General features: G+C 68.1%; 9 protein-coding genes. 4 read left to right on the top strand and 5 right to left on the bottom strand.

Translation table 11 applies throughout. The features are described 5' to 3' along the window. Positions 1-1,146 (top strand): hypothetical protein (locus HOP12_03900; GenBank protein ID NOT33295.1); only part of this gene is annotated, 1,146 nt, incomplete at its 5' end. A gap of 91 nt (positions 1,147-1,237) precedes the next feature. Here the strand turns inward: HOP12_03900 and HOP12_03895 are convergent. From HOP12_03895 to HOP12_03880, 4 genes are all read right to left on the bottom strand, one after another. Next, the gene (locus tag HOP12_03895; protein NOT33294.1) at positions 1,238-2,590 is read right to left on the bottom strand and encodes a DUF2330 domain-containing protein; all 1,353 of its coding nucleotides are present in this window, start codon (positions 2,588-2,590) and stop codon (positions 1,238-1,240) included. Then, a complete protein-coding gene (locus tag HOP12_03890) occupies positions 2,514-3,482 on the bottom strand; it encodes a hypothetical protein (GenBank protein ID NOT33293.1) in 969 nt (322 codons plus the stop codon). Before HOP12_03890 ends, HOP12_03895 begins: the two co-directional genes overlap by 77 nt. 410 nt (positions 3,483-3,892) lie before the next feature. Further along, positions 3,893-6,082, bottom strand: a complete 2,190-nt coding sequence (locus HOP12_03885; GenBank protein NOT33292.1) for a hypothetical protein — start codon at positions 6,080-6,082, stop codon at positions 3,893-3,895. An 83-nt stretch (positions 6,083-6,165) separates the two neighbouring features. After that, positions 6,166-7,344 (bottom strand): divergent polysaccharide deacetylase family protein, encoded by a 1,179-nt coding sequence (locus tag HOP12_03880; GenBank protein NOT33291.1) that lies wholly within the window; start codon positions 7,342-7,344, stop codon positions 6,166-6,168. A gap of 244 nt (positions 7,345-7,588) precedes the next feature. Here HOP12_03880 and HOP12_03875 point away from each other — a divergent pair, with 244 nt between their 5' ends. The 3 genes from HOP12_03875 to HOP12_03865 all read left to right on the top strand — a co-directional run bounded on the left by HOP12_03875 (position 7,589) and on the right by HOP12_03865 (position 10,676). Then, entirely contained in the window at positions 7,589-8,263 is a 675-nt protein-coding gene (locus HOP12_03875) for a hypothetical protein (GenBank protein NOT33290.1), read from the top strand. A 109-nt stretch (positions 8,264-8,372) separates the two neighbouring features. Continuing rightward, entirely contained in the window at positions 8,373-9,929 is a 1,557-nt protein-coding gene (locus tag HOP12_03870; GenBank protein ID NOT33289.1) for a HAMP domain-containing histidine kinase, read from the top strand. Positions 9,930-9,965: 36 nt separating this feature from the next. Further along, on the top strand, positions 9,966-10,676 hold the full coding sequence (locus tag HOP12_03865) for a response regulator transcription factor (GenBank protein NOT33288.1): 711 nt from the start codon (positions 9,966-9,968) through the stop codon (positions 10,674-10,676). A gap of 30 nt (positions 10,677-10,706) precedes the next feature. Here the strand turns inward: HOP12_03865 and rsmA are convergent. After that, the coding region (rsmA, locus tag HOP12_03860) for a ribosomal RNA small subunit methyltransferase A (GenBank protein ID NOT33287.1) at positions 10,707-11,605 on the bottom strand (899 nt) is incomplete at its 5' end.

Raw genomic sequence — 11,605 nt, 5'->3', positions numbered from 1 at the left:
ATGCCGATCGACGAACGGAACTCCTCGCCGACTCCCGAACACGCGGGGCTGACGGTCGACGGCGAGGCGATCGTCTATCGACTCTACGACCTCGGCTACGGGATCGATCTCGAGCGCGCCTCGGAGTTATTGGGCGCGAGTGGTGCGGAGCGCGTGCGCCCGGTGCGGGGCGAGGGGCTCGCGATCCAGATCTCGAACCCGCCGCTCACGATCGCGATCGGTACCGAGTCGCTGCCGATCGGGTCTGCGACGCGGTCGATCGAGCTGTCGGCGCGAATCTTCGACTTCGGCGTGTTGTCGCTGCGTGCTCGCATCGTGGCGCCGTCACGGCTCACCTGGAGTGAGTTCGCGCGATTCGGTGACGCGGTGAGCGCCGCGCCGGGGTGGCGCGAGTTCTTCACCACCGCGCGCGATCGACTGATGAAGCGCATGCTGGCCGCGATCTCGAAGCCCGGCGAGGCGCCGGTCACCGAGGACTACACGGTGTTCCGCGTCAATGCTCTGCAGGGCGCCGACGGCGTGGCGCTGACCGCCGACGCGCTGCGCGAACAGGACATCGCGCAGTTGTTGCTGGGCGAGTCGCGGCCGATCTCCTCGGCGACGCGTCGCGAACTGCTGTCACAACGCTTCACGTACTACGAGGACGATCTCGCAGTGCTGACCTGGAACTCGGCGCTGGTGGTCGAACCGACCGCCGAAGATACCGACGTGCAGTACGTACTCGAGTTTGCCAATGCGCAGTTGCTCGAACTGCGTTACTACGACGCACTGCTGGACCGCGAGCTGCCGGAGATCTACGACCGCATCGAGGAAGCTCGAAATGGCTTTCACCTGATCGGTCGCCGTTATGGGCGATTGCTCGGTGAACTGCAGAAGCGATTCGCCGACGCGACCGAACTGGTCGAACGCGTCGAGAACTCGCTCAAGGTCACCGACGACGTCTACCTGGCGCGAATCTACGCGGCAGCGCTCGAGATCTTCCGCGGCCCGACGTGGCGCAGCGGCGTGGACCACAAACTTTCGATCGTGCGCGACGCCTACACCATGCTGAACGCCGAGTCGCAGGCGCGGCGCAGTGAGGCGCTCGAAGTGATCATCGTGTTGCTGATCCTGTTCGAGATCGTGCTCGCGTGGTTTCGGCCCTGAGCCTCGAGGAATCCCACGAAGCTGGAGCTCGCCCGTGTGAGGGTGGACGACCCGGACAAGGCGCTCGACTTTTACACGCGGGCGCTCGGGCTCAGTCCTTCCACAGCCGGTCCCACCACTTCATGCGGTCCTCCGGCGCGCTCCACTCACCGTCGACCGCCATCGCAGTGCGAATCTCGTCCAGGTGCCAGCCCGTGAGGGTCGCGAGGTTCTCGGCTTCCCTGCGTCGCCTCTCGCGCAACTGAGCGCGGTAGGCCACGAGCTGCTCGCACTCCTCGTCGCCTTTGTACGGGTGATGGATCACGTAGCGCCCCTGGAAGTGGGTCTGGTCGGAGGTCGCCTGCAGCGCGAGGTCCTCCGGGAAGCTCGCCTTGTCGTAGCGCGCGTGGAGCCGCGTGACGAACACGCTCGGGTCGCCGCTCCCGGCACGGCGCGAACCGTCGGCCACCCACCACACTCCGAGCTTGCGCAGTTCGTCGGCCGACAGAGGCGCGGCCGCGCACGGGTCACACCCGCTCATGTTCCACATGTACTCGGTGAACACCACGCCCATGTGTTCCTTGCGCACCTGTTCGGTGAACAGCGCTCGACAGAAGCGCGCGAAGTCGGTCTTCACGTATTCGGGGACGTCGTGATCGGTCGGCAGCTTCACGCTGCGATAGTTGACCGGCTCGACGCGGCCGGTGCGCGTGAGCGCATAGACGAACAGCTCCTGCGCGCCGTCGGCATTCACCATGCCGAGACGGATCGGCAGCATGAACCTGGGCGACTCGTAGGCGATCTGGATGGGGCGCAGTTTCTGGAAGCCGAGCTTCTGCTGCTCCTTCAGGTTCACCTTGGCGACGAAGAACTTGAGGTTCTGCTTGATGTAGATGTTCAGCACCCGCGAAGCCCCCTGCGGCACGTTGTAGTGATTCGCGGTGAGCCAGCGCTCGAGCCCGGCGCTCTCGGTGGCGGACAGAATCAGGATGTCGTACTCGCCGATCGTGTAGCTCGCTTCGATCGTGACGCCAAGCGAGATGCTCTCGGCGAACTGCGTGACGCTCGGCCTCGCGCGAGCGGACTTGAGCGCGCCAACCTCTCGCGTCGCGTCCTGCGCCACCGCGCACGGTGGCGGATCGAAGTACTCGACCAGTCGCGGCGCCGTGAACGCGTCGAGGTGCTCGATGATCGCTCCGTCGCCGACGTGGATCTGTCCCTTCTGAAGCACGGTGGGCACCGGGATCACCATGGCGAACTGCTTGGGCTCGCCCTGGTAGTCGTTGGAGAGCGTCATCACGGTGCGATCACCGTCGCGCACCAGTACGACCTGCGAGGCGCGATTGAAGAGCTTGGCGTTCCCGCTCGCGACGTAGAAGCCGCAGAAGCTATGGGCGGCCGTGGGTGCGAGCGAGAGCGAGAGCGCGATCGTGAGCAGTGGAGCCAGCGGGAGCAGGCGTTTCATGGAGAGGTCCTAGGTGTGAGGAGCGCGTCCTGGCGAAGGACGCCGTCCACTCGAAGCGCGTGGCCGGAACCAGGCGGTCGAGGAGTGGAACGGCGGGTGACAGCAGCGCGAGCGCCCACACCGGGCCGCTCGCGCGGAACAACACGAACTGGATCACGCCGGCGAGCAGCGCGGCTGCGAGCCCGAAGGCGATGCGCATCGGGCGTGCATCGGGCGTGGTGCGGGGGTCCGAGATCATGAAGAACGTGAACAGCACCAGCGCGCCACTCTCGAGTTGATGCACCGGCACACTCCACGGCTGGCCGAGCCACGCCGCGCGGCCGAACAGGACGCAGAGCCACCCGGCGAGAAACGCGAACGCGACGTCGCTGCGAGCCGCGCGATGCGCCACCGTGATTCCGGCGCAACCCAGCACCGCCGCGAACACGGTGGTGCTGCCCCATTGTCCGGGCGAGATCCACACCGCACCGGGACGCGCCCACGAGCCGCCGGTGACGAGCACCATGGCGACCAGTGCGAGGTTGGTGGGATTGAACAGGTGCTTGCCGCGAACCCGGATCAAGAACTTGCTGAACACCGCGATCGCCGCGGCCGCGAGTGCCAGCCATGGCGCGTCGGTGCGCAGCAGCAGGCACAGCGAGAGTCCCGAGATGAGAGCGCTGCGCGGCTCGAACGACGGCAGCCGCCACAGCCGCGTCGCGGCCCACTGGAACGCGAGAGCTCCGCCGAGCGTGAACGCGATCTGCGCGAGGGAGATGTCGAAGTCGAGAGCGAAACGGCCGAACACCAGCAGGCTCGCGAGGACCGCGATCTGCCCGTGACGGGCATCGGCGGCGAATGCGCGGCCGCCGGAACGAAGGCGCTCGACCACCAGAAGAAGCGCCGCCCGCACGAAGCCGAACTCGTGCGGAACGGCGCGTGCCGTCGCAGGGAACCCATCGCGACGACATTCGATCGGGTGGCTCGATGGCTCCGGATGTTCGGAGCGGCGTTCCCGCCGCTCCGCCCCATGCTCATCCGGACGCGGTGCGGTGCTCGAGGATGCGATTCTCATGATGTCCCTTCCTACGCCCGCGGGGGAGGTGCATTCCCGCTCGAGTTACGGAGGGACCGATCGCCTCAATTGCACAGCCACGGCGCGACCGCTGAATCACACTGCAGATCGCGTGCCGAGATGGCGAGGCCGGGGAATAGTGCTAAATCCCATGAATTCTCGGTCCGGGGCGCGCCGCCACTGTCACGGTGCCCGGTGACAGGTGTCGCAAGTGGGATACAGGCGTCCGGGATCGGACGGGATCTCGGCTAGCCCACCGCGACCGCGCTCTCGGCGCGATCCAGCTCCTCGATGCGGACTCGCACGCACTCGGCGACCGCGACGGGTGCCGCCGCGGCTCCCGCCCGGCGCGGCCGCATCGGCGCCGCATTCGATGCGCCGCCCTCGCGGTGCACGGGCGTCGAGCGAGGCAACACGAACAGCTCGGGCAGATGGCCGCTCAGGCCCGTGTGTTCGCCGAGCGCATCGAGCCAGCCACGCACGCGCGTTTGCGCTTCGGCGCTGCGCCCGTGCGCTCGCAGCCACGCGCTGGCGAACGAGCCGACCCATTCGGGGCGCACCCGGCGACTGCCCGGGGCTTCGCGCAACCCGAGCGGTGTCATCAGCTCGCGCTCGATCGTCTCGACCAGCGTGCGGGCCTGTTCTGGCGCCAGCAGGGTGGGCGGCAGGCTGGCGGCCAGCACCAGTTCGGGATGCAGCTCCCAGAGCGCCCGTTCGTTCGTGATCGCATAGGCGAGCTGCCCGCGCGAGGCGTCCCAGAAACGCTCGACGAAACGCTGCTGATGCTCGCGCGCCCATGCCAGGTAGAACGCACCGTTCTCGCGGCGCCCCACCAGCCGCGCGAGCTGCGCCATCGCGACCAGCGCGTGGTACCAGAGCGCGTTGAGATCGGCGAAACGCGTCGGACCGTCGCCGGCATCGAGTGACAGCAGGCCCTCGGAGTCCACGCGCAGTCCACCGCGCGTTCCGGCGCGGAAGTACTGCATGATGCTCTCGAGCGCCGGGTAGAGCGTGTCGCGCACCAGATCAATCTCGCCGCTGCGGCGTGCGTAGCGTTCGGCGGCGTGAATCAGCCACAGCGAGGCGCGCGGGTCGCCGTAGCGCGGCGAGCCCGCGGCGTCGAAGGATTCGGGCACGTAGCCTTCGTCGACATACTCGGCGTATCCGCGCAGCACCGCCGCGACCGGCTCGAAGGCGCGCAGCGACAACAGCCCGGGAAGCGCCCGGAGTGCCGTGACGCCATGCTCCTCGCCGTCCGGCAGCGTCACGAGCGTGAGTCGTGAGCCGCGGCTCACCAGCGCCAGCTCGAGTGCGGTTGCGAAACGAGTGATCCACGGATCTTCATGGTCGACCAGCGGCTCCGAGCGTCGCGACTGAGCCATGCCGTCACCGCCTTGTGCGGCGGCGGCCTGTCGCGCGGTGAAATCGGCGCCCGCGACGGCGGCGTTGCGCGTCAGGCTCAGATGTTCGCGCTCGTGGCGTTCGAGGCGTTCGACGCAGCCCGCCAGCGTCGACGGCGGCGGGGTGCCGAGGCGGCTTTCGTGCGCGAGGGTCTTGAACAGGTCGGGCTCGACCGCCGCCACCACGTGAAGCCACTGCCCGGGCGCGAGCGTCGCCTCGATGTAGCCGGCTGCGAGCGCATCCTCGCCGGCAGCGGGATCGTGTCCGGCCTGAGACGGATTCGGAACTCGCACGGCGGCACGCGTCACGGTGCCGATGCGGCGGGCGGATCGCGCGCCGTTCGCTCCGCGCGCTCCTGCACCCGCGCGTGTCGCGCGAGACGTCGCGTCGGGTGCTGCCGCGAACGCGTCCTCGAACGATTCATCGGTCTCGAGGACGTGCCCGCGCTGCCACACGCGCGCCGGCAGAAAGGTGCCGCTGTGCCACAGCGTGAGCGTCGGGAAGCCTTCGCGCGACTGAAGCGTGACGCGGCCGGGCTGGCCCTTGACCACTCCGATCAGGGCAGGGTCCTCGCGGTGCACGATCGACGGACCGCGCGCGACCAGCAGCGGCGCCACGCTGATGCGGATCGGGCGAGAACCGGTGTTGAGCCAGCTCGCAACCACCGCCGAGTGCCCGCTCAACATGAAGTACGCCTGTTGGACCGCGATCGCTCCGGAGCGGAACGTAGCGCGTGGCCACGGATCGGCAGTGAAGCTCTCCAGGTGGCGATATCCGGCGGGCGCCGAGGCGTCTCCGACCAGGCGATGGGTGGCCAGGTCGAGCGTTTCGCCGTCGTGCGTGACGCGCGCATCGAGCGCCAGCAGCGCGACTGCGGCGTGCCCGGCATGATCCGATGCGATCAGGAGCGCGTGCTCAGGGCGTGCGCGAGCGCCCGCCGCAGTACCGAGGGCGCAGCCGCCGACTCCGTCGGCGAGCAGCCACTCCTGAGCGAGCGCTTGATCCAAATCGGTGAGGACATCCTGTCCTAGCCGCATGGCGCCCACCTTAGCACGGGGCGCGGGCGGGTCGCGATGCGTGGCGCGTGATGGGACCGCAGCGCGACGGCGCGCGCAGCACCTCAGGCGGGCGAGGGCTTGCGGAGCACGCTCGTGAGCGGCACCAGGTCGACGCCCTCGAGCTGCTTCGGGAGTGACGCGCGGCGCAACCAACGGGCAGTGGTCGGCGTTGCGCGCACCCACACCATCATGCGGCCGCGGCGGCGCGCCTCTTCGAGCACCTGCTTCCAGCGCTTGTCGAGTGCCCTGGTGTCCGCGGCGCGTGGCTCGTAGTCGAGCGTTTCGTCGGGCTCGTCGTACACCACCCCCATCTCGGAGGCGAGCGAGCGGCACACCGCACCTGCGGCGGGCATCACGTGCAGGAACGGCAACCGGCGGTCGCGCAGCTCGTCATAGACCGCCGTCATGAGGGTCATGTCCTGGGTCGCGAGTGATCCCATGTGATTGGCGACCGCCGCCACCGGCCGCGCCTGATCGATGTAGTGCCGCACCCCGCTCTGGACGCGCGCGGGCCGCATGGTCACGAGCAGCGTGCCGGGGCCGGGATTGACCTGCGGATAATTCACGGGCTCGAGCGGCAGTTGCAGCACCACCTCCCGCGAGGCGTGATGCGCGGCGCCGAACATCGCAGCACTGCCCCGAGCGCCCGGCACGATCGCGACCGCGAACGGCGCCGGCAGCACCATGAGCGATTCGGCCAGCACCGTTTCGTCACCGAAGCCATAGAGCACCAGTGCGAGTCGCGCGTTTGGCCGCTCCTCGGGCTCCTCCTCGCGCGGCGGTCGCGCGAGCACCAGCTCGTGCGTCGGCCGGCCGGGGATCCCGGCCAGCAGCGTCACATAGGTCGCACCACGACTCGTGACGCCCTCGCGGCCGCTCAACACCGAGGCGCCCGCCTGCTCGAGGGTGCGGGTGATGGCGTAGTTGAGTTGCAGCAGCGAGGCGTCCGAGCGCAGACCCACGCGCCATCGAACCGCGGCGGGTCCGTCCTCCACGACGCTGACGACAAGGCTCTCGGCCGGCATGCCGGATTCGTCGAGCGCATGGCGGACCTGACGGCCGATCACGGCGGTCAATCGCGGTCCGTCGGCGATCCCGAGGGTCCTGGCCATGCGCACCTGACCGGTGTCGGAACGCGCCATCTGAAGCAGCTCGCCGCCCGCGAAGGTGACGAGGGCGCCGAGCACGAGGATTCCGAGCATCGGCAGGACGGGAAGGCGCTTACGACGAGAGCGGGCCATGGGGCGCGGGCACCTTAAGAGGGGGCCTCGCGAGCGTCAATGCCGTGCTCGAATGGGCCGGGACGCGCCCGTTGCGGATCGCCCGGTCCCGGTCCCGACGCAATCACGGGTCGCCTTTTTGCAGCCGGCTGACATAAGCTTTCGAGGGCGGTGACAGCCTTGCACCTGGTTCGGCCGATGTTCTCCTTGCGGCGCCCCACCCCGGGACGCGCGGTACTGACTCGAAGTTCGGAGGTGAGCAGTGATGAACTTGCGACCCGTGATGGCAGCGCTCGTCCTCGCCGCGATCTGTAGCAGCTCGTCCACCAACTCCCAGGCGTGCGACAAGAACAAGACGACGGCCACCGCCGCGAGCGCGAGCGCCAAGTCGGCCTCGTGCGCCGCGCATCAGGGCGCCACGATCACGACCGCGAGCACCGCATCCGCCGACGGTGGTGCCTGCTGCGCGGGCGGAACCAAGATGTCGACCGCCTCGGCCAAGGGCAAGATGGCCGCCGGCGGCAGCTGCAGCATGAGCAAGGGCGCGATGGCGTCTCACGATTGCGACGCGTGCGAAGACCTGGCGTTGTGCGGACCGGGTGGCAATGACGCGACCTCGGCGGTGCAGGCGGTGGCGCTCAAGAACGGCGTGATGTTCGTCTACACGGCGAACGGCCCGGGCGGAGTGAACGCGCTGCAGGCGAACATGCAGCGTCGCAGCGAGCGGCTGGGCAAGCTCGTCTCGGCCGGCGACAAGGCCAAGCTGTGCGACGAGTGCAAGGTGCTGCGTGGTGCGATGGCGAGCGGCAAGCTGTCGCGCGAAGTCGTGAACATCGAAGGCGGCACGCTGGTGCTCATGACCTCGAGCGATCCGGTGCTGGTCAAGAAGATCCGCACCATGGCCGAGGGCACTCGGACCGCCGCTCAGGTCAAGAGCTGAGCGCGTCCGTCCGCGAAAGGCCGGCTCCGATACGGGGCCGGCCTTTCGCATTGGTGCCGGCACGCCGCGGCGTTGCCGCGCCCCCGACCCGGCATTAGGCTCGCCGACCATGTTCGCCTCCCGATTCTCGCGCCGCGTTCTCATCCTGATCGGCCTCGGCGTCACCCTGCCGGCGCTGGTGCTGGCCGCAGTCGGCGCGCTCATGACGTTGCGGGTCTCGCGAGCGCTCGATGCGCAGACCGATCGCTACAACCTGTACATGGCGCGCCAGACCGTCGAAGGGCTGGAGCGCGAGCTGCTTTCGGACCTGCGCGACCGGATCGGCCCGGCCGAGAACGTCGCGCGCCTCGGTGGCAATCCGCTCGCGATCCGCGAGGCGATGGGTCCGAGTGATTCCGCCAGCATCACCGCGGAATACGTATCGCTCGACCAGATCGCGGATTATTTCCTGCTGCTGGTCGAATCGACCCCGCTGATCTACCGCTCGGGCGCCGAAGACGCTCGCGGCCGGCGCTTCGCGGGCCTGATGCTGCGCAATGCGGAAGGCCAGGTCAGTGCGGCCGGCGGCTGGTGGGTCGCTCCCGATCGCTTCCTCGCTTCGCATCTGCAGTCGGTGGTCGAAGAGCGCATCGTCAACGACGAGCGCATGTACGGTGGCATCGAGTCGCGCCGCCAGGTCAGCATCCGGGTGATCGCGCCGAACGGAGCGACGGTCGCCGAGGTGCGACCGCCGGGGCCCAATCCGCACGCCACCGATGTCGAGATGGAGGGCCCGTTCGAGGGCTTCCGCGTGCGCGCCGCGGCGAGCGTCAACGCCCCGATCGCGGGCACCAAGCGGCTGATCGCGCTCAACCTCGCATTCATCCTGGTGATGGCGTTCGTGCTGTTGATCGCCACCTACTTTGCGCTTCGCTACACGGTGCGACAGATCGAGCTGGCGCGCATCAAGTCGAGCTTTCTCTCGAACGTCTCTCATGAACTGAAGACGCCGATCGCTCTGATCCGGCTCGCGGTCGAGACGCTCGAGATGGGTCGCATCAACACGCCGGAAGAACGCGACAAGTTTTTGCGGCGCATCGGACGTGAGGCGGTGCGGCTCAACAATCTGGTCGAGAACATCCTCGACTTCGCGCGCCTCGAAGCCGGGCAGCGGGCGTTCCGGTTCACGAACGTTGACGTGATTGAGGCGGTGCGCGAAACCGTCGACAGTTTCCGGTTGCGGATCGAGGACCAGGGCTTCCAGCTGACGCTCGAACTGCCGGAGACGCTGCCGCCGGTGCGCGGGGACGGCCTGGCGATCGCGCAATGTCTGCTCAATCTGCTCGACAACGCGGTCAAGTACTCGCGCGAGCGCAAGGAGATCCGGATCGCGTCCGCCGCCCACGAAGGCTTCGTGACGGTGTCGGTGAGCGATCGCGGCATCGGGATCGCCCCGCGCGACCAGAAGAAGATCTTCGAGAAGTTCGTGCGGCTCGAGGACGGCCTGGTTCACGACGTCAAGGGGGCCGGGCTCGGCCTTTCCCTCGTTTATCAGATCATGAAAGCCCATGGCGGACGCGTCGAAGTCCGCAGTGTGCTGAATGGCGGCAGTACGTTTACCCTGTGGCTACCGCGGGCGGCCGAATCGGCGCCCCAACCCGAAGCGCAGGCCCGAACGGGCTCGTGATTCCCTGACCGGGCACGGCCCGAGTGAGGATTTCCAATGGCGAAGGTCCTGATCGTCGAAGATGAAGAAGGCTTGCTCGAAGGGCTCGAGCACAACTTCAAATTCGAAGGCTACGAAGTGCTCACCGCGCGCAACGGGCACGAAGGCCTCAAGCTGGCGCTCAAGCAGGAGCCCGATCTCGTCGTGCTCGACATCATGCTGCCCGAGAAGGACGGCTACACGGTGCTCAAGGAGCTGCGCCAGCGTCACCGCTCGATGCCGGTGCTGGTGATCACGGCCCGCAACTTCGAGGCCGACGTGCTCAAGGGGTTCGAGCTGGGCGCGGACGACTACCTCACCAAGCCGTTCAGCGTGAAGGAACTGCTCGCGCGCGCGAAGCGCCTGGTCGCGCACGGGGCTTCGTCGGCACGCGCGGTGATGACCACCTACACGTTCGGCGACGTCGAAGTCCGCTTCGAGCCGCGAGAAGTGTTGAAGACCGACAAGGCCGTCGCGCTCTCGTACAAGGAATTCGAGCTGCTCAAGTATCTGATCGAGCACCGCGGCCGCACCGTCTCACGCGAAGAGTTGCTCGAGGAGATCTGGGGCGTCGACGAAGACCTCGGCGTCACCACGCGCACCGTGGACACGCACGTCTCCAACCTGCGTTCCAAGCTCGGAGCCGGGTTCGAGCAGCCGTTCATCGTCGCGGTGCACAAGGTCGGCTACAAGTTCGTCGAGCCGGCGGGAGCGGTGAGCCGGCCGTAAGCGCGGTGACCTATGGGCGCGGCGGCGGACTCAGTGTTCGCCGCGCCGTTTCCCATCGATCGCCGCGATGTGATCGCCCGCGAGGCGCGCGAGTTTGGCGAACTCCTCGAGCGTGAGCGTTTCACCGCGCCGCCGCGGATCGACGCCGGCGTGGCGGCTCAGGCGCTCGAGTGGCTCCTTGCCCAGCTCGAGGGTCTCCTGGAGCGTGTTGAGCAGCGTCTTGCGCCGCTGCTGAAAGGCGCCGCGGATGATGCGGAACATCAGCGCCTCGTCGGGCACCTGTACCGGCGGCTCCTCGCGCATGAAGAACCGCACCAGCATGCTGTCCACGTCGGGGCGCGGCCAGAACGCCGAGGGCCGGATCGTCATGAGCGGCTCGAGCAGCGCGTGATAGCGCGCGAACAACGTGAGCGAGCCGTATTCGGGCGTGCCGGCGGCGGCGGCGAGCCGCTCGGCATACTCCTTCTGCACCAGCATCACCGCGCTGCGGACCACGCGCCGCTGCTCGAACAGGTGCTCGAGGATCGGGGTCGTGATGTTGTAGGGAATGTTGCCGACCACCACGAGCTTCGAGACGCCGCGCTCGGCCGCGAGGGCCGTGAGGTCGAATTCGAGGAAGTCGGCGTTGACGATCGTGACCTGCTCGATGCCGTCGTATTCCTCGCGCAGGAGCTCCGAGAGACCGTCGTCCTTCTCGACCGCGATCAACTGCGCACAGCGCGTGGCGAGCAGGCCGGTGAGCGCCCCGGCGCCGGGGCCGATCTCGACCACCACGTCTTCGCTGTTCAGGTGGCAGTGCTCGACGATGCGTTCGGCGAGTTCCGGGCGCACCAGGAAGTTCTGACCGAAACGCTTCCGCGGCGACAGCCCGCGGGCGGCCATGGCGTCACGGGTGCGGGATGCCGCGCTGATTTCGAGCGCGGCGCGTT

This window comes from Candidatus Eisenbacteria bacterium (assembly GCA_013140805.1).
GTDB lineage: Bacteria > Eisenbacteria > RBG-16-71-46 > RBG-16-71-46 > RBG-16-71-46 > JABFRW01.
This window is presented reverse-complemented; position numbering and strand designations above follow the sequence as displayed.

Coding starts and splice junctions, on each gene's coding strand:
- HOP12_03895 (NOT33294.1), bottom strand. CDS start 2,590: ATGAAACGCCTGCTCCCGCTGGCTCCACTGCTCACGATCGCGCTCTCG.
- HOP12_03885 (NOT33292.1), bottom strand. CDS start 6,082: ATGCGGCTAGGACAGGATGTCCTCACCGATTTGGATCAAGCGCTCGCT.
- HOP12_03880 (NOT33291.1), bottom strand. CDS start 7,344: ATGGCCCGCTCTCGTCGTAAGCGCCTTCCCGTCCTGCCGATGCTCGGA.
- HOP12_03875 (NOT33290.1), top strand. CDS start 7,589: ATGAACTTGCGACCCGTGATGGCAGCGCTCGTCCTCGCCGCGATCTGT.
- HOP12_03870 (NOT33289.1), top strand. CDS start 8,373: ATGTTCGCCTCCCGATTCTCGCGCCGCGTTCTCATCCTGATCGGCCTC.
- HOP12_03865 (NOT33288.1), top strand. CDS start 9,966: ATGGCGAAGGTCCTGATCGTCGAAGATGAAGAAGGCTTGCTCGAAGGG.